General features: G+C 47.4%; 21 protein-coding genes and 1 CRISPR repeat array. Of the genes, 10 read left to right on the top strand and 11 right to left on the bottom strand.

Features of this window, described 5'->3' with window-relative positions:
* The first annotated feature begins 47 nt into the window (after positions 1-47).
* A complete protein-coding gene (locus MKY01_RS29110) occupies positions 48-482 on the top strand; it encodes a hypothetical protein (protein ID WP_339284490.1) in 435 nt (144 codons plus the stop codon).
* Between the two features lie 82 nt (positions 483-564).
* Here MKY01_RS29110 and MKY01_RS29115 read toward each other — a convergent pair whose 3' ends face one another.
* The gene (locus tag MKY01_RS29115; protein ID WP_339284491.1) at positions 565-735 is read right to left on the bottom strand and encodes an aspartyl-phosphate phosphatase Spo0E family protein; all 171 of its coding nucleotides are present in this window, start codon (positions 733-735) and stop codon (positions 565-567) included.
* A gap of 301 nt (positions 736-1,036) precedes the next feature.
* Entirely contained in the window at positions 1,037-2,380 is a 1,344-nt protein-coding gene (locus MKY01_RS29120; protein ID WP_339284492.1) for a transcriptional regulator, read from the bottom strand.
* Between the two features lie 385 nt (positions 2,381-2,765).
* Here MKY01_RS29120 and MKY01_RS29125 point away from each other — a divergent pair, with 385 nt between their 5' ends.
* On the top strand, positions 2,766-3,002 hold the full coding sequence (locus tag MKY01_RS29125) for a helix-turn-helix domain-containing protein (RefSeq protein WP_339284494.1): 237 nt from the start codon (positions 2,766-2,768) through the stop codon (positions 3,000-3,002).
* Positions 3,003-3,165: 163 nt separating this feature from the next.
* Positions 3,166-3,535: a CRISPR direct-repeat array (repeat unit 33 nt; unit sequence ATTTCAATCCACGCACTCCATACGGAGTGCGAC).
* 220 nt (positions 3,536-3,755) lie between these two features.
* On the opposite strand, the gene fni is transcribed toward MKY01_RS29125, so the two are convergent.
* The 9 genes from fni to MKY01_RS29170 form a co-directional block, all read right to left on the bottom strand.
* Positions 3,756-4,823 (bottom strand): type 2 isopentenyl-diphosphate Delta-isomerase, encoded by a 1,068-nt coding sequence (gene fni / locus MKY01_RS29130; RefSeq protein ID WP_339284496.1) that lies wholly within the window; start codon positions 4,821-4,823, stop codon positions 3,756-3,758.
* Between the two features lie 334 nt (positions 4,824-5,157).
* Entirely contained in the window at positions 5,158-6,639 is a 1,482-nt protein-coding gene (gene crtI / locus MKY01_RS29135; protein WP_339284497.1) for a phytoene desaturase family protein, read from the bottom strand.
* Entirely contained in the window at positions 6,636-7,784 is a 1,149-nt protein-coding gene (locus tag MKY01_RS29140) for a glycosyltransferase family 2 protein (protein WP_339284499.1), read from the bottom strand. Before MKY01_RS29140 ends, crtI (MKY01_RS29135) begins: the two co-directional genes overlap by 4 nt.
* A 1-nt stretch (position 7,785) precedes the next feature.
* Entirely contained in the window at positions 7,786-8,547 is a 762-nt protein-coding gene (locus MKY01_RS29145) for a lysophospholipid acyltransferase family protein (RefSeq protein ID WP_076328725.1), read from the bottom strand.
* Complete coding sequence (locus tag MKY01_RS29150; RefSeq protein ID WP_339284501.1) at positions 8,516-9,283, bottom strand: carotenoid biosynthesis protein; 768 nt, start codon at positions 9,281-9,283, stop codon at positions 8,516-8,518. Before MKY01_RS29150 ends, MKY01_RS29145 begins: the two co-directional genes overlap by 32 nt.
* Positions 9,283-10,155 carry a phytoene/squalene synthase family protein gene (locus MKY01_RS29155; protein ID WP_076253630.1) on the bottom strand — a complete coding sequence of 291 codons (873 nt, stop codon included), beginning with the start codon at positions 10,153-10,155 and terminating at the stop codon, positions 9,283-9,285. Before MKY01_RS29155 ends, MKY01_RS29150 begins: the two co-directional genes overlap by 1 nt.
* Positions 10,152-11,615, bottom strand: a complete 1,464-nt coding sequence (gene crtI / locus MKY01_RS29160; protein WP_339284502.1) for a phytoene desaturase family protein — start codon at positions 11,613-11,615, stop codon at positions 10,152-10,154. Before crtI (MKY01_RS29160) ends, MKY01_RS29155 begins: the two co-directional genes overlap by 4 nt.
* The gene (gene crtI / locus MKY01_RS29165; RefSeq protein WP_036612615.1) at positions 11,612-13,162 is read right to left on the bottom strand and encodes a phytoene desaturase family protein; all 1,551 of its coding nucleotides are present in this window, start codon (positions 13,160-13,162) and stop codon (positions 11,612-11,614) included. Before crtI (MKY01_RS29165) ends, crtI (MKY01_RS29160) begins: the two co-directional genes overlap by 4 nt.
* A 264-nt stretch (positions 13,163-13,426) precedes the next feature.
* A complete protein-coding gene (locus MKY01_RS29170; RefSeq protein WP_100528386.1) occupies positions 13,427-14,371 on the bottom strand; it encodes a MerR family transcriptional regulator in 945 nt (314 codons plus the stop codon).
* 267 nt (positions 14,372-14,638) lie between these two features.
* Between MKY01_RS29170 and MKY01_RS29175 the strand changes: the two genes are divergently transcribed.
* The 8 genes from MKY01_RS29175 to MKY01_RS29210 all read left to right on the top strand — a co-directional run bounded on the left by MKY01_RS29175 (position 14,639) and on the right by MKY01_RS29210 (position 24,351).
* Positions 14,639-16,114 carry a phospholipase D family protein gene (locus MKY01_RS29175; protein WP_339284505.1) on the top strand — a complete coding sequence of 492 codons (1,476 nt, stop codon included), beginning with the start codon at positions 14,639-14,641 and terminating at the stop codon, positions 16,112-16,114.
* Positions 16,115-16,240: 126 nt separating this feature from the next.
* Positions 16,241-16,864: a TetR/AcrR family transcriptional regulator gene (locus MKY01_RS29180; protein ID WP_047840721.1), complete on the top strand. Its 624-nt coding sequence runs from the start codon at positions 16,241-16,243 to the stop codon at positions 16,862-16,864.
* Positions 16,861-17,202, top strand: a complete 342-nt coding sequence (locus tag MKY01_RS29185) for a multidrug efflux SMR transporter (protein WP_017691902.1) — start codon at positions 16,861-16,863, stop codon at positions 17,200-17,202. The genes MKY01_RS29180 and MKY01_RS29185 overlap by 4 nt, the downstream gene beginning before the upstream one ends.
* Positions 17,202-17,516 (top strand): multidrug efflux SMR transporter, encoded by a 315-nt coding sequence (locus MKY01_RS29190; protein ID WP_017691901.1) that lies wholly within the window; start codon positions 17,202-17,204, stop codon positions 17,514-17,516. The genes MKY01_RS29185 and MKY01_RS29190 overlap by 1 nt, the downstream gene beginning before the upstream one ends.
* Before the next feature lie 271 nt (positions 17,517-17,787).
* Entirely contained in the window at positions 17,788-17,919 is a 132-nt protein-coding gene (locus MKY01_RS29195) for a hypothetical protein (protein WP_280523080.1), read from the top strand.
* Positions 17,920-18,132: 213 nt separating this feature from the next.
* A complete protein-coding gene (locus tag MKY01_RS29200; RefSeq protein WP_036612627.1) occupies positions 18,133-19,080 on the top strand; it encodes a TetR/AcrR family transcriptional regulator in 948 nt (315 codons plus the stop codon).
* A gap of 33 nt (positions 19,081-19,113) precedes the next feature.
* Positions 19,114-22,338, top strand: coding sequence for an efflux RND transporter permease subunit (locus MKY01_RS29205; protein ID WP_339284507.1), 3,225 nt, complete (start codon positions 19,114-19,116; stop codon positions 22,336-22,338).
* A 339-nt stretch (positions 22,339-22,677) separates the two neighbouring features.
* Positions 22,678-24,351 carry a PucR family transcriptional regulator ligand-binding domain-containing protein gene (locus MKY01_RS29210; RefSeq protein ID WP_339284508.1) on the top strand — a complete coding sequence of 558 codons (1,674 nt, stop codon included), beginning with the start codon at positions 22,678-22,680 and terminating at the stop codon, positions 24,349-24,351.
* Positions 24,352-24,354: the final 3 nt, after the last annotated feature.

Genomic DNA, 24,354 nt, shown 5'->3' on the forward strand with positions numbered 1-24,354 from the left:
ATCTCTTCCCATCGTTTATACCTCATGAAGGAAAGGAGTGGATCATATTGAACACACGTCGCCGATTCTCCAAAAAGAAAACAATTATCTTATCCGCTATCATACTCGGAATCGCCATAGTCGCTTTTATGAGCTTTCTGAATGCAGTGGATCCCTTTCGCCACTTAAGGATCACGATCTACAATCAGTCCGACTATGACCTCACCCATATTCAGGCTAGTCTAGTTCAAGGCGAAAACTCATTTAACAACAATGAGAGTGGCTCCATCTACGTATTCAAAAAAGATATTCCCAGCGGAGCAAACGTGAAATTCGCCCCGCAGCTGAAACGTTCCGGGGAGGGGGCCGTCTCCTTGGCGTTTACGGACAGCCGCGGAAAAACCTATAACAAAACAGTATGCGGTTATACCGAATACTTGTCCGGCAATTCCTACGTCACTGTAACCAATGAGAATGTCACCGTGAAAGATGAATGTATGTAATAGCGATACTTCGCTCTGTGGACTTATGTTAAAATATAGGGGCGAGCGACCCGCCAAAGTTTCTCGCCCAAAGTCGATTGAATTATTCAATCGGCTTATTTATTTTAACCTGATTGTATTGATTAATTAGATCATCCAGGACCATAGATTGCTGTATAACATGAGGATGAAGCAGATTTCCATAGTCCATCTTGAGTTGATAGAGCTTTTGTCTCGCTGCTTCGATCTGCAACTTGAGCTCACCACAATCCATATTCACCCCTCCCTGTTGTAACATTCTAGTCCATTCTGCTAATTAGTAGGAAATCAGGCGAACTCCAACACGAAAAAGCTCCCTTCAACGTAGACAATTCACCATTCTACTTGAGGGAGCAGCTCATATTCAAAAAGCGTATTTTCAGAAATGCTGGTTAACTCCCTGTGCCGTGGCCATTAGTTGTCACGATTACTGGACGGTCTTTTTCAACGGGGATGGGTTGAGTAGTAGGAAAAACAACGCCTACTGTGATACTGCATGTAACTATCAATATTGCCAATTTCATCTTCATTCGTCATCAAACCTCCCGAATCATTTTTTTGTATCGTAGTTTAGCTTCTTCGACTGCAAAACACCGAAATTCTTCAAATATTTTTATACACTCTAGAATACTATCTTTATTCTTAATTTTATTTGCAAAATCCAAACCGTTAAGAATCAACTCAAATCCTCTGTTATAATCTTGATGTTTTAAATAGTATGTACCTAGGCCCACAAGCAAAGTACCATATTGATCATTCGTATATTGCTCGCTGATTTTTCCAATACGACTGCTTTGGTCCTGATACATGAAATAAGATTGATACTTTTCAAGAATTGAAGAAATGTTCATATCATACCGATTCGCTGCATTTACAATCGCACATAAAGCAGGAAAGATCTCATTTTTTCTCTCCGAGATATAGTTCATATAACTTTGGATAACCTCTGTTTTACCTGACATTAGTTCATATAGATATCGATTGCCTTCTGCCCATTCCTCGAACTGACGAATAACAACGGTTTCCGCTTCGCTCGGATCATTTATCCAACTATAATCGGTGTACAACGAAACATACTGAAGTGCTTCTCCATATTCTTCATAATAAAAACAAGCCTCTCCAAGCATCAAATAAGCGTATAAAACATAAAATATAATTTGCTTTTTAGGGTTATCTTCCGCTACATTTACTTTTTTCTTCAATTCATAATGGATCATTGCTTTTAACTTTAACTGATCAGCAAGGCTCCTCACCTTATCCCATCGGCGCAATGAAGCATACACATTCATCAGATCGTTCAGTCCATCCAGCTGGTAAGGCTCGTCTAGCCGATCTACAAAAAACTCGAACTGGGTAGCAAGTGCAAGATTACTCATCTGATCCTTGGAAAGCCCGATTGTGAACAAACGATACTGACTTAGAGCCAACCGTTCAGAATGTTGCATTTTCTCACCCTCGGCTACACATACATACAAGGGCTTGGCCGCTTCTAACTTCCCTTCACGATATAACTGTTCAGCCAACTCGAACAAAAGCGGTGCATAGGAAAGATTATCCATAATTAGATTAACGGCTTCTTCCATATAATCGACCTTACCGAGTTCGGCACAACGGTATAAAAAAGGCCCCAGTCTTCGCCAATCCGGGCTCGTATGTACAAAACACTCATGTATGTATAATTCATAGAAGTAACCCTCTGTTAAACCCATCCCGGCAGTTAGTCGATCCAACTGCTGCATGCCAATGGTACGCAGCCCGTTCAGCGTACCACTCAACGTCCCTGAGTTGATTCCCGATATCTCAGAGAATTGGTTGAGTGTCATATGGTTCGTTTTTAAGTAGTCTGCTAAATGATCACGTATTGTGGCTACTGAGTTCAAAGGTACACCACCTTTCCAAGCAAAATTAAGCAATGGTCAATTAAATAATACTATATTTTTGAATTTAATATCAATATTTTACTTGTAAATAATTTACTTTTATTATAAAGATATTTATCTGCTTTGCTTAAAATGTTGTAAAAAATAGCCTGGAAGAGGGCTGGAGAGTCTTGTCATAGTATGCGATCAAGCATCAAATTCATATCCACACGGTCGGGAGTCCACAATAAGACATCCGTGAGAAATGTCATCGCATCCATACCACTCAATCTGTCCACGATTGACTCTAGCATCTCTCTTGCATTTCCTGTGATATGCTCAGCCAGGACTAACCCTCCAGTATATTTAACGTTAGGTTATCATTAAAGTGAAAGGTGGAATTGGTATGTCTATAAAAATAAGATTGGGCGATACTTTAGATGCAGCCAGCGTCACTAAAAATGCACTGGCTAGAGAAGCAAAAGTTAGACCGAACCTTATCTATGATCTGTGCGAAGGAAAAACGAAAAGGCTTGATTTAGATACCTTAAATAACATCGTGAACACTCTACGGGCAATGACAGGAAACGACTATACTCTTATAGATGTGTTAGAGTACATACCTGACGATGATAAGGTGTAATAAAACAAACTGGGCTGAGCATTCTCAAAGAAGCCATCAAATTCTCACTTTCAAAGAGAAACACAAACAAACCGTCCATGTTTTACTTTGGACGGTTTGTTTGGCTTACTTCTGACTTCTGGTTATGTTAGAACAAGCACGAAATAGTTAAGGCGCTTTAAGGATTTGATAAATTGCACTCCATACGGAGTGCGACGAACCTTCTTGGCTTTGTCTTTGAACTTGTCCAAATTTCAATCCACGCACTCCATACGGAGTGCGACTCCAAACGGATGCTTGCGTTCCCCAACAGATAGTTATTTCAATCCACGCACTCCATACGGAGTGCGACAAGATCCGTTGCAGATCGTTATCAATGCCATCAAATTTCAATCCACGCACTCCATACGGAGTGCGACTATTAGTGGATGCTTATCATCGTGGTCATGAGGTATTTCAATCCACGCACTCCATACGGAGTGCGACCCGTATGGGTTTTGGTTAAGTCCTCAAAACAAAATATTTCAATCCACGCACTCCATACGGAGTGCGACAGCGAAAGCACACGTAATAACGTCATCAAGTTCAAACATTATCACGTATTCTCAATCATTATACCAAATTATAGAAACATTTGTGATAAAAAACATCCTTCAACGAACACAAGTGTTGCCAAAAGGTCACGAAAACGATGTTTTCGACAAAATTCGAGGTGCGAATCCCCCAGGGAAATCATGTGAGCTTGGGGTTCGCACCTGTATTTCCACCCTCACTCTACCGCCGTTCCACAAGACGTGTTGTCTGCTTCAGATCTTCAATCTGCCCTGCACCAATACCAAACATCACAGTACGCAGTTCAAACTCAACCTGTTCCAGCCGCTCATTCAGCGCATCATCGGAAGCTACTGCGGATTCGAGCAGAGATCGGCCAAAACCAGCCAGGTCCGCACCGAGCGCGAGGGCTTTGGCCGCATCCACGCCAGTGTACAGTCCACCGCTGCCAATCAGGGCACCAGTAGGATTCAGCGCTCGTACTTCCTGTATACACTCCGTTGTGGGAATGCCCCAGTCGGCAAAAGCTTCAGCAGCTGCCCGGCGTACCGGGTTATTGTTGCGGTACTTCTCTACCTGCACCCAGCTTGTGCCCCCTGCTCCGGCTACATCAATGAACGCGACACCCGCTTCATATAGGCGTTGAGCCGTCACGCCATCGATGCCAAAACCTACTTCTTTCACACCAACAGGTACGTCTAGCTCACGACACAAGTTTTCAATCCGTTGAAATAATCCACTGAAGTTGGTGTTACCTTCCGGCTGGAAAACTTCCTGCAACGTGTTCAGGTGAAGGACGAGCATGTCCGCACCCGCAATATCTACCGCACGCTGGAAATCAGCTGTGGTGAAGCCATAGTTCAGCTGCACCGCACCCAGGTTGGCAATGACCGGGATGTCCGGTGCCCAGCGCCGCACATCGAAGGTACTCGCAAGTTCCGGCTGTTCTACGGCAGCCCGGATCGAACCTACGCCGAGCGCCCAGCCTCTGGCGTTTGCTACTCGGGCGAGGCGCTCATTGATCGCGCCCGTTGTTTTGCTTCCACCCGTCATCGAACTGATGAGCAAGGGTGTACGTACTTTTTTGCCAATAAACGAAGTCTCCAGATGCACCTCTTCAAAATCCAGTTCCGGCAGTGGGTGATGGCGAAACGCAAACCGCTCCATACCGCTGGTTACCCCTTCTCCTGCCACATTCTCCTCAAGACAGAGGCGCACGTGCTCTAGCTTCCGTTCTCCCGTAGCCACTTCGGGAAGCAGCCGTTCGCCGGCTCGCTCTTGTTCATTCATGATGAGACCTCCTATGTGAGAATCGTGCGGATCGACAGGATAACCTGCCCGTTCCTTACTTCTATGTATATACGTCTTTTGCAAAAGACAAAAACATTAATCCTATAAGCATTGCAGCTCAGCAGTTTAACTCTATCCAGTATAACGTTCCAAACCGGCTATTGAAAGGATGCCCCGACACCAAATGTCTCACTTAAATCCCGGAGCACCACTATCTCATACCTACTCAACAGCACGGATCATCCGTAGCAACTTCAAAGTTAATTAGCAGAGACGATACACACGCACATAGATCAACAAAACACATTTTCACTCCATCATCTGCACAACAAACTTATCTCAAGATTTCCGATGCCAATTGCTCACCAACAAGCTGTCCGGACAACGTCACTATCGGGGTTCCGCCGCCTGGATGTGTCGTTCCGCCGACGTACCAGAGTCCTTGTACATCTTTGCTTCGGTTGCCTGGTCGCATAAAGGTCTGCTTCACCGAGTTGGACGAGATGCCGTAGATCGACCCTTGATGCGCCAAGGTATCCCGTTCGATATCTCGCGGTGTGTACCGGATCAGCACATCGGATTCATTCAACCCGGTGATTCCCCGTCCTGCCAACTGTTCCAGCACAAACGCTCCATAACGTTCCGTCTGTTGCTCCCAATTCCATGAATCCGACAAGTAGGGAGCATTGACCAGAATGAACAGGTTACTGGCTCCCGCCGGAGCCATGCCCGCTTCCGAATAACCGGAATAACAGATGTAGATCGTCGGATCTTCGGGCATTTTACGATCACGGAAAATATGGTCAAACTCCGGTTCATACCGTTCCGGGAAAAAGACCGTATGGTGTAACAACGCATCATATTGCCTTCGCACACCCGCTAGCGTCACAAATCCCGAAATGGACGGCTCATACTTCCGTATGCGCGCATCGCTCATCTCTTTCCGATGTTCCGGTGCGAGCAGCAGTCGATTTACGCTAAGCACATCTCCATTCGCAACCACTTGATCTGCTTCGCGGAAGCCTTGATCCGTATCCACGCCAGCCACTTTTCCATTCCGAACAACAATCTGCCGGACCTCTGTGCCGGTAATGATCTGTACACCTTTTTCCCGAGCCAGCCGGGTCATACCTTCGATCAGTTGATAGGTTCCACCTTTGACCCCGTAGATGCCCACTTCTGCTTCCACATGACCCATCATGGCAAAGATGGAAGGCGATTGATACGGCGATGATCCCACATAGGTCGCGTACCGTCCGAACATAGCGAGCGTATGCGGATGTTGGAAATACGAGCGTAGCAGCTTATCCAGCTTCACCGTTGGCCGCACGCGGAGCAAGCTGCGCAGCATTTGGAGATTGTATTTGTCAGAAGGAGACAGCAGCAACTTACCCAGAAAATGACGATTGGCTTCCGCATACAGTGCAGCAGACTCATCCATAAATGCATCATAACGAGTTGCATCCTCCGGACTGTACGCAGCGATCTGCTCCTTCATCCACCCGCGATTACCTGACAAATCTACCACTGTGCCATCTGCAAATATATTACGCGTGCGCGGCTCTAACTCATATAACTGTACGTAATCTTCCATTGCTACTCCAGCATGGTCGAAGACTGAACGAAAGGTCGATGGCATCGTGATTGTGCTCGGTCCACGGTCAAAATGATACCCGTCCCGCTCAATCTGCTGCAGCTTGCCACCTACATGTTGCTGCCGTTCCAAAATGGTTACCTGCACACCTTGAGAAGCCAGTCGGATCGCACACGACAGACCTCCAAATCCTGCACCGATTATAATGACGTTACCTCTCAACTGTACCGCCTACCTTTCCATACATACCCCTTGCCGGAGCGGCCTGCCTGCCAGGAAGCAAGTCCGATGGCAATGACACAGACCATGCTGACCGGTTGCAGAAGGGCGAGCCACCAGGGTTGTCCGCCAGCATGATCCGCTACTCTTTTCACAGCCATACCAAGTAATGTTCCTAACAATCCATACAGAACGGATATCGAACTGCCCATAAGGAGTCCAATAATCAATCCTAGTGGAGGCACAATATACATCAGTGTATACATTAACATCGTGCCAAGCAGCAGCACGTCTTTGCGCCCCATACCTTCGTACATGTTTTTCTTATATCCGTTCCATACTTCTGCACCGTTCTGATACATGCGGGTATTCGTTACGTCATGCACGTCTGTCAGCATCACCGGATGACCTGCACGCTTAACCGCTTTGGCGAGACTCATGTCATCCACCAGATGCGCCTGAATGGCAGCATGACCACCGGAAGCCTCGTAACTGGAGCGATGAATCAGCAAAAAAGCCCCCGTAGCGGCCACAAACATCGGACTGGATGATCTGCGTATCATAAAAATGGGCAGATGACTGATGATGGTGAAGACCATCATCGGTACAACAAGCTTTTCCATCCATGTCTTTGTTACCTGATAAGGAAAACCGGTTACCAGACCCCCGCTCTGCTCACACCCTGCCGCAAGCGTCTGCCGAATGGCACTTGGCTCCAGACGCACATCCGCATCCACGAACATATACCATTCTCCCTTGGCCTCCTGAACCAGCCTGTGACACGCATGGGATTTCCCCATCCAGCCCTCGGGAAGATCAACACCATGAAGTAGACGCACACGTGCATCGCGATCCGCAATCGCTTGTACCATGGCCGCTGTCTCATCTTCGGAGCGATCATCCAGCACCAATACTTCCATCCGGAATCCTGTTGTATCACTCGCGAGTACACTTTCAAGACATCCTTCGATATGTAGTCTTTCATTTCTGGCTGGAATCAGTACCGAGACCAGCAGGTCTGGTGGTTGTATCTTGTCTGCCCGGAATGAACGTACTTTGGGCAGACAGGAGACATTCCATAGAGCGAACAGCAACTGTATGCCCAATATGCAGGTAAGCACAATCCAGAAGATTTCAGATGCATTCATGCTAACGGTTCACCCGCTTTCGTGCCGCATCGTATTTTTCACTTGTCGAACGTACATGACGAATCAGTGGAATCGCATCTGGCAAACTTCCCTGCCCCATCCGTATAAGCTCTGATCTATGATCGTCTAACTGCTGTTCCAGCACATGGCCGAGTCTGGCGGCAATCTCTTCACTCTTCAACGCCTTCCAGTCTTCCATCACAGCCGGGCCCGCCTGCATCGATATTTCCGGTAAATCATGCTGGACCATCCCATGGCACAAGGTTACCGGTACAGCAATGGCATTTGGAGAACGACGAAGTAACAATCCGATGCCTGGACGGAACTGAATCGGTCTGGCCTCCTGATGCAATATTTCTCCTTGGGGAAAAATCCAGACCCTTTTACCTGAATCCAATAATTCACTGGTGTACTGTAGAGAGGTCCGAATACCGGACGCACTCTCCTTATTGATCGAATACGCACCCAATTTACGAAAAAAAGCATATTGCTGAAGCTGTTGCTCCTCCATCATCACATAATGATCACCCCGCGATGTCTGCCTGGCCGCATGATAGAGCAGCAGACCATCCCACCAGGAGCTGTGGTTCATGAAATAGATCACGGGACGAGTCGGTTCAATCGGGGAGTTGTCCCTGATGTCCACCTGCGGGTCCAGTGACCCTGTGAGCGTGAAGGAGCGGAAGCGCCGACGTAGCAGATAATAGTGATTGTATAAGGCAAAAATACGATTAAACGGTTTTGATTTTACGGCGCGAATCATAGAGCCAGCTCCCTTCGGCAAGAAGCACACCAGCAATGGCGATGATAAAACTGCCTGTAATCCCTTCCTTTAGAGCAAGCAGGCCGAACAGAAGAATAAACAGCTGATACAACCATTTTGCACGCAGCAATGAGCTACGGTCATTAGGCATGGCCGGAAGGAAAAGGGACAAGAATGCACCCATGATAAACCAGCTTATGTAATTGGTCCACGGAACACCGTAGAAACCACCTGGAGCCTGCCATTCCCAGAATCCTCTCGCATGTGCAACAGGGTCGAGTACCAGATCAAGAACAATCGCCCAGAACCCGGTCTTCACTGCTCGAAGCAGTCTGTCAGTCCACGTTGAACCACCGCCACTTAACAGCGCCGAGTTACCCACCACTGCGATCCAGGCGAAACCCAGCGTAACTGGCACACTGAACAGATGAATCCCGAAGAAGTCTGAGTAAGCATACTCACCGAAGGGCCAATGCGTATGAACGCCTACCCACTCTACGCCCATACCTCCAAGCCAGATAATCACAGAGGATATCCAGAGTCCGGGTTTCAGCCAGATGACTGACTGGTCGGACAGGCCTGTCCGATTACGCCCTTGATAGATCAGATCCAGCACATACAATGCGTAGAAGATTAGAAATAAACCATTCGAAAAAGATAATACGTCAGGCACACCGATCGTTAGCATCAAGGTTGCTCCAATGACATACCACGCCCAGTAAAGCCACTGAATCATCAGGATACCGCCGTTCGGGAGGCTTGATAGGCCAGCATCGGGTAACGTTTCACAATCGCACCCAGCATCTCCAGTTTCAATTCATCGCTAACATATGCCCGTTTGGTATATACGTCATAATCGTTGCGTTCAACCGCGTGTAGAATGGTGGAGTAAAAGGCTGCTGCCAGCTCGATGGAAAATGCACTTTCCGTTGGGTACGTATCCAGACGATCCATGCCAATACGGAACCAGTTCAATGCTGCAGCTTTTAATTCATGAACAATGGCAATAAAACGTTCGTCCACGACCCCGTCTTCAAAGTCCTGCTCGGTGTAACCATGCTTCTCCATGATCTCCAGCGGAACATACCGGCGCACTCTGGCCCGATCTTCACCAACATCCCGAATAATATTAACGATCTGCATTCCTTTACCCAAAGCAATCCCGTTCACGGCTACTTCTGCGCCATTATCATCTCTCAATACAGGCAACAACATCTCGCCTACGGTTCCGGCCACCAGATAACAATAATGCTCCAGTTCCTGCATCGTTGTATAATGCGTTACTTTAAGATCTGTGAGTTGCCCTTCCATCTGACGGAAAAATGGCCCCTTATCCAGATGAGGGAAACTGCTGAACAACCATCTCAGTGCGGGCCAGATAAAATGTCCTTCCGCGTCGTCTAGCCGATCAAACAAATCATGGATCTCGTGAATCGTATAAGGCGAATGTTCCGGCTCGTCTACACTGTCATCAATCATGCGGCAGAAGGCATAAATGACATATACCGCTTCCCGACGTGGACTAGGCAGCCCTCTAAAGGCCTGATAAAAAGAGGAAGAACCCTTTTGCATCAACTCTTCACACCTGCTCAAAATCGCTTCATTCATGTTCCCATCTCCTTCATGAGTTGATTGACGGCCATACGTGCACTCTGCATTACAATCGGCACTCCGCCACCTGGATGTACAGATGCTCCTGCGGCATATAATCCCTGTATATTGGGAAATGGTTTGGGTTGCGGTCGGTATACACCGGACTGGAACAATACAGGTGCTATACCAAAGCTTCCGCCCCCATAGAGCCCGTCTCGCTCTGCGTCAGCGGGTGTACGTACCTTTTTCCACTTGATCGCTGCACGAAGTCCCGGGAATCCACGTTGCTCCGCTTCTTCCAGTACACGTTCTGCCAATGCTTCACTCTCCTGATCCCAGTCGACACCTTCGGCATCTGGTACGGGAATGAGGAAATATAATACACTCTGTCCTTGAGGTGCTGCAGTTTCATCCAATGCGACCGGATTAAATACGTAAAATGAGGACTTTGCCGGAATGCGTCGCTGATTGAACACTTCCTGCAAACTGCCTTCAAGACTCGGTGGCAGGAAGAACTGGTGCGTCGTTGCATCTTCCCAGGTTTTGTCCACGCCCACATAGAGCAATACACATCCGGAAGAGGGACGATACGGTTTTCTTTTACGTGCTACCTCTGGTGATTGTCCAAGCAAACCTGATAGATGGGGGAAATCACCATTGTAGATAACTGCATCCACATTTTCTGCGCCTGCTGCCGTTTCTATACCTTCACACACACCATTTTTAATCTTGAGTCCGGTCACTTCCGAATTCAGCACGACACGCCCACCACGTGATATCAGTTCCTGTTCCAGAATAGCCGGCAATGCTGCATATCCACCTTTGACCATCCAGATGCCATATTCATGCTCTGCGTAAGGCAAAAGGGAATAGATACCTGGCGTTCCAAACGGTGATCCACCGATGTATAAACTTTGCAGAGAGTACGCATCAAGCAATTCCTCATGCTCAAAATAATCGCCTACCGCTTTCCGGACACTTTTGTGTGCACGCAATCTGCCCATGAGTGACATGAGCGAAGGGGTGAAGAAATCCCTTTTGCGCGGAAAAGCCCTTTCCAGAAACGCTGCCCGGCCTGCCGGAAACAACGTGTCCATATCTTTCATGAATCGTGTGAATCCCCGGCTCTCTCCCGGGAACAAACGTTCAATCTCCGCCGTCTGTTCTTCACGTGAGGTCATCTTGGTCATGACACGACCACTGTGGTAATGCACTCTGTATAACGGATCACAGCGAAGTAACTCAATCTTCGAACGATCTACGCCTGCTTCCTCCATTATGCCAAGTAACATCTCCGGCAGCAGTACGATCGTTGGCCCCTGATCGATCCGATACTCGCCTTCCTGCTCATATCCAATGCGTCCGCCAACGCGGGAACCCCGTTCATACACGGTGACATCCCAGCCTTGACGGTTCAATAACAGTGCCGAAGTAAGTCCGCCAATCCCTGCGCCTACAATAGCGGCCCGCTTCATGAATGCCCTCTGGCTTCTGCCGTCTTCACATAAGAGGATGGCTTGGAACGTGTGCGTGCGTCCTCTTCCTGAATCAGTCTGACACTGATCCGTGCCGATTCGAAAATCGTGGGCAACCCGCTACCCGGATGTGTTCCGCCGCCTACCAGCCATACACTTTTCAACTCTTCAAACTGGTTATGGGGACGCAGATACATCATCTGACCCAGATTGTGTGCCATATTAAACGTTGCTCCGCGATACACATCCAGTTCAGTCTCCCAATCAAGTGGAGTGAACAGCATACATTCTTCAATACGGCTGCGTATGTCTGCCAGCTCAGGAATGCCTTCCATGCGTTTCATCATGGCCTCCTGCACATTCTCCCGTTCTGCCTCCCAATCAATGTCTGCGGTAAGGTTAGGCGTAGGCATAAGAACATACAAAGCGGATTTCCCTTCCGGTGCCAGCGTCGAATCAAGTCTGGAAGGGTTATGAATATATAGAGATGGATCGGCTGATAACATTTTATGCTTTGTAATCTCATCAACGTTTAACCGGTAGTCCTCGGGAAAATAGATCGAGTGATGCGGCAGGTCCACATCACCATCCACGCCCAGATACAGCATTGCTGTAGAGCAGGAATACTTTTTGCGTTTCATTTTCTCCGGGGTATATTTCTTAAGCACGCCTGGTTCAAACAGATGGTTAACCGCATGTGCAAAGTCGGCGTTCACCACCACATGGTCTGCTTCGATGCGTTCACCGTTCTCAAGCAACACACCTTCTGCACGACCATTGCGAACGATGACCTGTTTCACCGGGGTGGAAGTATGTATGCGTCCTCCGTATTCTTCCACGACATCGGCCATGGCTTGGAAGATCCGATTCACGCCGCCAATGGGGTGGAACAATCCGTAGTGATGCTCAATAAACGATAATATGGTAAAGGTACCCGGACAATCCCAGGCAGACATGCCAAGGTATTTGGATTGAAATGTAAATGCCCAGCGCAGACGCTCGTCTGTAAAATAGCGGGACAAGATTCCATAGACTGTATTGTGGACATCAAGCTTAGGTAGAGCTGTTACCGCATCCTTGCGTAGATAGTCAGTCAGCTTGCCAAAAGGACGACGGAGCAGAGGCATGACTTTGCCAAACTTCACTTCTTCTTCTTGCATGAACCGAAGGTAATTGTCTTCATTGCCCGGAAACAATTCCTTAATCTGTGCAGCTGTATCTTCCCGATTACGAGAAGGCGTGAACACCTTATCACCAAAGTTCAGTGCGTACAGCGGAGTTAGCTCTTTCATATCCACATAATCGGATAATTTGCGTCCCACCACATCGAACATCTCTTCGATCAGCTGTGGCATCATCAAAAATGTAGCACCCCGGTCGAATCGATATTCACCCAGTTCCAATCTGGCAGAACGCCCCCCGATGACTGGCTGTTTCTCATACACATCTACCTCGTACCCCTGACCGGACAATAACATCGCTGCTGCAAGTCCACCCGGACCTGCGCCAATGACAGCTGCACGTTTGCGTTGTTGATTCGGTATCATGCCACTCACCTTTCTATGTAGGGAATTACTATAGTTCTCAAGCCCCTAACCTATTATTAAACCGCCCAAGAACACTTTAAGCGGTAACTAGTAAAAACATTATACAAATATAATACAAATATTATACGACCTTGTAAACCAAAAAATGACCCGTCGGTCAAAATACCTGGTAATCCATTTATAAATACAAAAAACACCCTTTGATCACTTTCGTCAAAGGATGTCCTTTATACACTAACCTATTCATATCATTTGAGATTATGTTTAATTATTGGCCTGTCCAAACCGTGCACCAGGTGACCGCTCGGAGAGATATTCACGCTCCATCCACGACTGCCAGTCCGCAGAACTCTCCGGCATAATCCATTGCGGATAACGTGCATGCTCTGCACGCTCATAGCCTTTACCTCCAAGTACAAAGCGAATATGCGGGAACTCGTTCATAATCCGCTCGACGAGCTGATCACACCGTTCAAGAAGCCCTGGACTTGTGATCGACAGGCAGACCAACTTGATCTTCTGCTCCCGGATAATCGGGAAGATGCCTTCCTCTGGCGTGTTCGCACCCAGATACAGTACTTCCGCTCCATTTTTGCGCATAAAGAGAGAGAACAGCAGCAATCCGACCTGATGATGCTCCCCCTCCGGACACAACGCCAGAACTTTGGGCAGATGCGGATAGATCGGGAACAGATGGAAAAACTGATAAAACCGCTGTGATATCAGCTGTGTCATGAAGTGTTCCTGAGCCACCGAAGCCCTACCTTGCTCCCATGCATCTCCAACCCGAACCAGAATGGGCACCAACACATGATAGAACATCGAGTCATACCCATACATGGTGAACCCAAAATCAATCAAACCATTGGCACGTTCACCCTGAAAGTTGTAGAGCGAGTCATAGATCTGATCTGCCATGCGTGCGTAGGCTTCTTCCATCGTAGGCACCGGAGCCATGATCGGCGTGGGTACAGCCTCGGGCGGATTTAATTTGTTTACTTTCAACATCCGTACCGCTTCCGAAATATTGGTCTGATGTAGCTCAACCTGTTCTTTCAACCAGCGCAGATCCGCAACATTCTCTTCGGTATACATTCGATAACCCGATTCCGTCCGTTCAGGGGTGACCGCACTATACCGATTCTCCCAAGCCCGGAGCGTCACCGTCGGGATACCGAGCATGGCAGCGACTTGTTTGATGGAATACACCTTATTACCCACTTTCTTTCCTAAATGTCCAGATTTCAAAGGTTATATCATTGGTTCCCCGTCCTTGTCAGGCATATGAAAACCCTAACATTCTACAAAAATAATACACTCATTATACACAACGCTCAGACACCTGTCGATTGCATAATGCCAATTTTGCCATATGCGTTTTACTGCTACATTCGTTATGCTAGCGGGTTCTCCTGCGTCAACGTTATCATCCGTGTGGTAATAGAAGTCAGCAAGTACAGAAGGGGGAGTCCACCGTTGGTCTCATTACGCCGCCATACATCAGACCGCAAGTCTTCACGCGGCAAATTTCCATACATACGAACAGGACTTGTCCTATTAGTCCTATGGCTCATCGCCGTCATGCTCTATCAGACCTACAAACCATTACCAGCGGGCATTTCCTACGAAAGTCCGGAGTATCGTGTGGATCAAGTCGAGTTCCTGCATGACCTCACTTATCCTTCCTCCGACGGACAGATGCAGCATGAACAACAGATATTCCAGCGCATGATGCAGATTGTCGAGGAAGCAGAGCAGTTTGTCCTGGTGGATATGTTCTTGTTCAATAATTATCAACATAAGGGACAGAACTTTCCTCCCGTGAGTACTGAATTCACCGAAGCGCTGGTCACCAAAAAAAATCAGCATCCTGATATGGACATCTGGTTCATTACAGATGAAGTAAATACCAACTATAACTCAGCACCCAATCCGTTGCTGGAACAAATGAAACAAGCAGGCATTCATGTGGTCATCACGGATGTGGACCCTTTGCGTGATTCAACTCCAGTATACTCTGCGGTCTGGCGGACCTTCTTCCAATGGTTTGGCCAATCCGGAGATGGCTGGATCAAAAACCTGATGGCCACGGATGGTCCGGATGTAACGGTCCGTTCCTATCTCAAGCTGCTCAACGTGAAGGCCAATCATCGCAAAGTTGTTGTTAGTGAGAAGACAGCGATTGTCTCTTCTGGCAATATCCATGATGCGAGTGCCTATCACTCAAATATTGCATTTGAAGTAACAGGTCCAATCATTGGCGATATTCTTCAGTCCGAGCAAGCTGTTCTCGACATCTCAGGCGGAGGCAAGGTTCCTGCCTACACAGCTCCTTCCTCGAATTCAAACACGGGAGATATACGAATACGCTATTTAACTGAAGGCAAAGTGAATGACGCTGTACTCCATGAGATCAATCAGGCTGGCAAAGGTGACACCTTATGGATGGGCATGTTCTATGTGGCCTCTCCGAAAGTATTGGAAGCCCTGCTGGAAGCGGCAAAACGAGGAACCGAGATCCGGCTTGTACTAGATCCAAATGAAAATGCTTTTGGTCAGGAAAAGATCGGGATTCCGAACCGTCCTGTCGCTGCTGAATTGCATGATAAATCGGACGGTAAAATACAGATCCGCTGGTATAACACCACCAAGGAGCAATACCATACCAAGATGATCTATCTTGCCAAAGCAACCGGAGATCATATTGTCCTAGGGGGTTCAACCAATTTCACCCCCCGAAACATGAATGACTACAATCTGGAGAATGATCTATGGGTTGCTGCACCTCCAGACAATAAGTTCACACTCGATATCGCGAATTATTTTGAGCGCATATGGAATAATAATGATGCCGAGTTCACGTTAGACCTGGATGAGTTCCAGGAGAAGACTACGTTTTTGAAAGGTATCCTATATAAGCTGCAACTGATTCTGGGTCTTACGACCTTTTGATCAGAAACCACATCCATACCTGTTATATCCGCCTGTACTCTACTGTGCAGGCGGATATTTTCATCTTGACAGGTGATGTAAAGTGTGGAAATATAATTACCTAACGACCGTTAGGAAGGTGATTGAATGACTGCACAATCCATTCGGGATGCAGCCCTGTTCCATTTTGCCAGAGATGGCTATGAGGGAGCTTCTCTGAGAGCAATTGCTGATGAAGTCGGGATTAAAAAACCGTCCATATATGCGCATTTTAGCTGCAAGGATGACTTGTTTTTACACACACTGGACTTTGCATTTCACGAGGTAACACGGCACACACTGGAATATTTCCGTGATCATGCGGATCTGCCATTGGAGCAGAGGCTGAAAGGCTTGTTGATCTGGTTCGAACAAGAATACAATGCCCATGCTTCGGCTCGTTTGATGTTGCGTAATTGTTTTTACCCCCCCCTTTCTCTGTATGGCGAAGTGATGGATCAAGTGTATCCGTTTATCGATGGTATGGAACGTGCACTGACTCGTTTGCTGCAAAGGGCAATGCGTAATGGAGATATTCCGGCCATTCCCGCGGAACAGGCTGCCATTGCATTCATGACGTTTCTGGACGGTATTACCGTGGAAATTATCTATGGAAGTTCCCGTCGGTACAAGAGACGGTTGGAAGCAGCCTGGCCTGTATTTTGGCATGGCATTCATCATTTGAACGACGAGGCGCACAGCGTTGTGCCGGAAGGAGATTTAACAACATGAATCGCAACTGGTTATATGTATTTATCGGCGGAATTATTGAGATTGTCTGGGTAAGCGGGCTGAAACATGCCTCGAATGCCTGGGAGTGGACTTTAACGGGGATTGCCATCGTGATCAGCTTTGGACTGATCATTGCCGCTTCCAAAAGGCTACCTGTGGGTACGGTGTATGCCGTCTTTACGGGAATTGGTACGGCGGGTACCGTCCTTACGGAAATGGTATTGTTTGGTGAGCCGTTCCGCTTGGCCAAAGTATTGCTCATCGGGTTGCTGCTCTGCGGCGTAATTGGACTGAAGCTGGTAACGGATCAGCAAGAAGCCAAAGGAGGTGCAGTATAATGGCTTGGATGGCAATTGTAGGTGCAGGGATATGTGAAATTTTCGGCGTAATCGGTATTAATGGTGCTTCCACCAAAAAAGGATGGCCATACATCGTACTTATGCTGGTGTCGTTTGTGTTCAGCTTCTCGTTGTTGTCCTACGCCATGACGTCCATTCCGATGGGCACAGCATATGCCGTGTGGACGGGAATCGGGACGGTCGGCAGTACGTTAACAGGCATGTTCCTGTTCGGTGAACGGAAAGAAGCGAAGCGTATCCTGTTTATCGCGATGATTTTGGTGGCAGCCGTTGGTTTGAAACTGATCACATAATGGAACGAAATGAAGTTACACTTTATATCTCCGGTGATAGCATACGCTTCCGAAGAAGCTTTCTTACAGAAAGCTTTAAGGCGAACACTTCGTTTCTTCAAGTCAGTTCTGCAATCTCCGTTATCGTGTAATTCTTAGCTTCCATTATGATATCTATTAAATTCTGTAATATAAAAAAGACGACTTCGATCAGAAAGTCGTCTTTTTTGGGGAATGATATAAATAGGGAACCTCTTTATACTTTGCCACGTAAGAAAGGATGTCGTAAATCATGAAAAAGTTATTGGCACGCATGGGCTCTTATACAGGGTATACCCTTCTGATCGGCATGGCCATTTTCTATCTCATCGCTCTAGTCGCCATTATTATACTCGCCTTGTACGCCTTCACTGGAGGAAACTAACTTAAACGTTCTTGATACCTTATCCATATCGTACATACAAGCTACGCCTTGTTACTTGCCGTCTCTCCTTCCCTTTGATCAGCCACTTTTCCCCATATACATTTTCCAATTTACTCCCATTTGAATTCCTTTAACCAGATCGTTTATACTTATTTTGACCTTAAAGTCAATTCAAGAACTCACAAGTTCCCTGATGAGGTGAATGTATCTCTAATGAACCCTATACATGAGATGAATGAGAAGAAAAAGCTCATCATTACTACAGCACTCAAGTTATTCTCATCCAAAGGCAGTGCTGCAACATCCATGCAAGAGATTGCAGAATTATGCGGGATGTCCAAAGGTAGCCTCTACATCATGTTCAAATCCAAAGAGGAATTAGAAGCCAGTACTCTGGAGTACTGCATGTACACGCTCATGGACGAGATGACACAGATTGAGCATGAAACCAGCCTTACCTCGCGTGAACGTCTTCACAAGCAAATTGAGACACTGTTGATCCATGTTGCCGAGCTCAAGGAATTTTTGCGAGTACAGATGCGCAGCATGATGATGGATGATGAACAGCAACGCAAGGAACAATGCCATCCGCTGCAAAGAGATCTGGAAGTCCGTACCTTACATTGGTTTAAGGATAAGCTGGAGGAGCAGTACGGATCGGAGATTGAACCTTATACGATTGACCTTATTTTGCTGACACAGGGGCTATTCCTTTCCTACGTCAAGATCTGGTTTACAGAGATGCCGTCCCTTACTGTTACCAAAATGGCAACAAATTTACTGCAAATGATGGATTATGCAGCGCACGGATTCCTTAAGCAGCGACCTTTGCCTTTGATTCCTTTGGAGGACTGGCCTGCATGGATTACCGAACCCCATCCGGATTCCACGGTGATGCGGCATCCTATTCATATTATCAAGCAAATGCAGGATATTGCTGCCTCCGAATTGCCTGCTGGGCAACCAAAGAATGATGTACTTGAGACCATTGCCATTCTACGGCAGGAGATGATGGAATTCACACCGCGGCGTGCCATTATTCTGGGCATGATGCACAATCTGGAGAACGTAACTGCCATTCAATCTTTGCACTCCGAGCTTCAGCATATTCTGGATGCCATGTATAGCCGGTTCATCCAAGCTGACTCGTCACACACATAAACAGGAGAAACAGAGAGGAGAAGAAACCATCGTATGAAAGGTATTATTAATTTTTCACTGAACAACAAGTTTGCGATTTGGATTCTGACGATTATCATCTCTTTCGCAGGTTTGTACAGCGGATTGACGATGAAACAAGAGACAATTCCGAACATCAACGTACCGTTTCTGAATGTCACTGCCATTGATCCGGGGGCTGCACCGGAGGGAATTGTTGAGGATGTCACGAAGCCGCTGGAAGTAAAACTACGCAATGTAGATGGCGTGAAGACGGTGACCTCCACTTCCATGGAGAACGCAGCATCGATCACACTCGAATTTGATTATGGAACAGATCTGACCAACGCAACTGCAACCGTTCGTGAGGCACTGAATGAAGTTCAACTGCCTGACAGTGTGCAGAAGCCGACCATTTCCAAGTTCAGCATTAACTCTTTCCCGGTTGTATCTCTGAGCCTGTCCGACAAGGACGGCGGTGACCTGGAACAATTGACACGACTGGTTGAATCGGATATTCAGCCTGCACTCGAAGACATTGACGGTGTAGCTCAAGTTCAGGTGTCCGGTCAATATGTGAAAGAAGTTCAATTGAAGTTTAACCAAGCCAAAATGGCCGAGCTGGGCCTAACGGAAGATACGGTAAACGGCATCGTTCAAGGTTCATCCATTCGTGTGCCCCTTGGACTGTTTGAACTGGATAAATCCCAGAAAGCCGTTGTTGTAGATGGTAACATCATCGACATCGATGATCTGAAAAACCTTACCATTCCAGTTGTACCCGGCGGTGCCGGTGCTTCCGCAGGCAATGGTTCAAACGTAGCCCCACAAGGCTCTGGAGCACCAACTGGTGAAGCTGGTCAAGGTACCGCTCCAGGTGCTTCACAAGGAACGGACCAAGCCGCTGGTGGTAATGCCGGTGTAGGTAGCCCTTCAGGTGCTGCCAACGCAGCTGGTATCCCGACAGTGAAATTAAGTGAAATTGCCAAGATCGAAGTCATCGGTCAAGCGGAATCCATTTCCCGGACAGACGGCAAGGAATCGATTGGTATTTCCATTGTAAAATCCAACGATGCCAACACGGTTGATGTCGTTAACGCAGTCAAAGATAAAGCGGAAGAGTTGCAATCGCAGTTCAAAAATGCTGATTTGACTGTCCTGCTCGACCAAGGTAAACCGATTCAGGACTCGGTGAACACGATGTTGGGCAAAGCCATTTTTGGCGCTTTGTTTGCCATCCTGATCATCCTGCTCTTCCTGCGTAATATTCGTTCAACCATTATCTCCATTATCTCGATCCCGCTCTCCTTGCTCATGGCATTGACTGCGCTCAATATGATGGATATTACTCTGAACATGATGACGCTGGGTGCGATGACAGTTGCCATCGGACGGGTTGTCGATGACTCCATCGTTGTTATCGAGAACATCTACCGCAGATTAACACTCAAAGGTGAGAAACTGAAAGGCCGTGAACTGGTTCGTGAAGCAACGCGCGAGATGTTCATTCCAATTCTTTCTTCCACCATCGTAACGATTGCTGTATTCCTGCCACTGGCATTGGTAAGCGGTATGGTCGGTGAGTTATTCACGCCATTTGCACTGACCATGGTATTCGCTTTGCTGGCATCCCTGATCGTTGCCATTACCATTGTGCCGATGCTTGCGCACACCCTGTTCCGTGGAGGGTTGAAGAACAAACAGAATCACGAAGAAAAACCAGGCAAAATGGCGGAAGGTTACAAACGCCTGCTGAACTGGACTCTGTCACACAAACTCATCACGGTCAGTATTGCAGTGATCCTGCTGGTCGGCAGTTTGTTCCTGTACCCGTTCATCGGTGCAAGCTTCTTGCCTGAACAACAAGATAAATATGTGACCATTACGTACAGCCCACAAACAGGAGCTTTGCGTGAAGATGTAGAAAAAGAAGCACTTGTTGCCGAGAAGTGGTTGCTGGAACAACCGGGTCTGGAGAAAATGCAATATTCCATCGGCGGAAGTAATCCACTGAGCAGCATGGGTGGCGGTGGTTCCAACTCGGCTCTATTCTATATTGAATATAACGAAGACACGAAAGACTTTACCAAAGTGAAGGAACAGCTTGTAGAAGGTCTGAAGAAAGAAGTTACCGTAGGTACCTGGAATGAGCTCGACATGTCCGGCGGTCTGGGTGGTAGCGGCCTGAGTCTCTCCATCTATGGCGATAATGTAGAGCAACTCAAACCTGTATCGGATGAAATTCTGAAACTGGTTGAAGCGGATAAGGATAATTTTGAAAAAGCAGATACAACACTTGCTGACACCTACGGGCAGTATACGCTCGTGGCGGATCAGGAGAAATTAAGTTCCCTGGGCCTGACTGCAGGCCAACTGGCGATGACGCTGAGCCCGGCACGGGAACGTCCTGTGCTTACGGAAGTCGATATTGATAACAAAACGTACAAAGTATATGTAGAGACAGACAACAAATCATTCAGCAGCATTAAAGAGATTGAGGATGAAACCGTCACTTCACCGCTTGGCATTGAAGTACCAATCAAAGATGTTGCCAAAGTGGAAGAAGGTACGTCCCCGAACTCCATTATGCAAATTGATGGTAAAGTTGTTGTACAAGTTACAGCCAACATCCTGGCTTCGGATGTAACGAAAGCTTCGAGTAACCTACAGGCTGAGATCGACAAACTGGATCTGCCTGATGGCGTTGAAGTGAAGTTCGGCGGTACAACCGAACAGATTAATGATACCTTTACTCAACTGGGTCTCGCCATGCTGGCGGCCATCGCCATTGTATACTTCGTGCTCGTTGTTACATTCGGCGGCGGATTGGCACCATTCGCAATCCTGTTCTCCCTGCCATTTACGGTCATTGGTATTATGGTAGGTCTGTTCATCGCTGGTGGTACGCTCGACGTCTCCGCCATGATGGGTGGACTGATGCTCATCGGTATCGTGGTCACCAACGCTATCGTGTTGATCGACCGTGTTATTCACAAGGAAAAAGAGGGTATGCCTACCCGTGAAGCCTTGCTGGAAGCCGGTGCAACTCGTCTGCGTCCAATCCTGATGACCGCTCTCGCGACCATTGGTGCCCTGTTGCCGCTGGTAACGGGTCTCGAAGAGAGTGCGGGTATCATCTCCAAAGGACTCGGAATCACTGTAATCGGCGGTCTGATCAGCTCCACGCTGCTCACACTGGTTATCGTACCGATTGTGTATGAGTTCCTGATGAAATTTAAAAAGAAAAGAATCGAAGATTAAGAAGTCGTTGATTGTACTCATGTAACGGTTCGAGTACAACTTAAATACAGACTATAATATTAGCTTCTCGCCCCTTAGCGCATATTGGAATGATTGAATTCCGATGTGATGTTAAGGGGCTTTTTTTTATGTAATTCACACGAGACATAGACTGACATATAAATTCTTTATTTTAATCAAAATCACAAAAAGAACAGTCCCATTTGTCATTTGAAACAAATGAACGTTAGATTTCAGCCCATTGGCTGTAAATAGACTTATAATATGGATTAATTATGTAAGTTGACGGATTCCAGACTCCAGATAGATCACATGTGATTGGGGAAGGATGGTGGTTGTGTGGGGGAGACAACGCTTCATATTCAAGTCAGAGACATGTTAAAACGTCCTGTGTTTCGCAAGGCAGAAGTCCTGGCCAGTGATCGTGCGCTGGAGCGGTATGTTCGCTGGGTTCATATCATGGAGGTTCCCGAGGTGGGGGACTTGCTCAATGGCGGGGAATTGGTGCTGACAACAGGCATTGGCTGGCAGGAGGGTGAGCAGCAAGGCCTGTCTTTTTTGCGTCAGTTAATTGCACGTGGGGCTGCCGGACTCTGTATGGAACTGGGGGATCACACCAAGTTACAGCTCGGGGCTATGAAAGAAATTGCAGTAGCAGCTGATTTTCCGTTGATCTGGTTTCACGAACAAGTCCGTTATATCGATATTACGCAAGACTTGCATTTCACCTTGATTCGCAGTCATCAGCGGATGATCGCTGAACTCGATAGTCTCACCACCTCATTTAACCAACTTCTTCTGAATGGAGACGGGGTACAACCCCTTCTTCGATTATTGTCACGAACAACCGGATATGCCGTGGCGTTATACCCACTTGAAGGGGAAGCAAGTGCCGTTCCCTACTGCCCTCCAGAGCAGCTGGAGACTCGTCGGCAGGATTGGTTTTTGCAGCGGAGTTTGGCCGGAGAGGATATTCCGAATGTAATGCAGCTGTCAGATAACACATTGGATGTGATCAGCATGCCTGTTCAGGCGTTGGACTACACCTTTGCCGACCTTGTGCTGATGCATCAAATGCTGACGGATCAAGATTCAAGCATACCGATCAAACCTTCGGATGAATTCGTCATTCAGGCACTGGAACGATGCGCGGCCGCGATTGCTCAGGACTGGATGCGAACCAAATACATGGAAGAGAAACGCCGCTACAAAGAAGATATGTGGGTCATTGATTGGCTTAACGGACATCACTACACGAAGGAAATCCATGAATATGTATCCACCGTTAATCCCCTTCTCGCAACGAGCAAAGCCACCATTATCTTATTCGACAGCAACCCCGCATACACAGACAGCCTCAGACTTCAGAAATTATTGATCCAACGCAACATCGTCGCCCGTTCCGTGTTCGCTCGGGAGAACTTCACCCTCTACAGCACCGTTCTGAACCACCAGATCATTCTTATCATTCTCGACCCACTACCTGGATCTCAGCGCAAAAGTAGTCTCTGGCGCTGCATCGAACAGCTACAGCAGCACGAGCAGGAACAGACCCACTGCCTCTTCTCAGGCTTGATCGGTATCAGTCATAACTGCACAGACCTCTCCCGTCTCAAGGATAGTCTGGAATCCGCGAAGGAGACACTGCGAATTCAGAAGGACATCGGTGTGATGCAGCAGCCCTTTTACAGTAATCTTCATTGTTACCGCATCATCGCTAGTATGAAGCAGAGTGGCAATCTGGATGATTTCATCGAAGAATATTTGGGGCCGCTCATTCGTTACGATGTGGAGAAAGGAGGTCAGCTGCTGCGGACCCTCAAGCAATATTTGGTCCTGTGCTGCTCCAAGCAAGAGACGGCCACCGCACTATATATCGTCAGACAGACACTGTATCACCGTTTGGACAAAATCGAAGCCCTTTTGGGAGAAGACTATATCCTCCCCGAGAAAAGGGTCGCGATCGAACTTGCCATCTACGCTTATGAGTACGTACACGGCCCGATCGCATGAAGA

Source organism: Paenibacillus sp. FSL R5-0486 (assembly GCF_037975155.1).
GTDB classification, from domain to species: domain Bacteria; phylum Bacillota; class Bacilli; order Paenibacillales; family Paenibacillaceae; genus Paenibacillus; species Paenibacillus amylolyticus.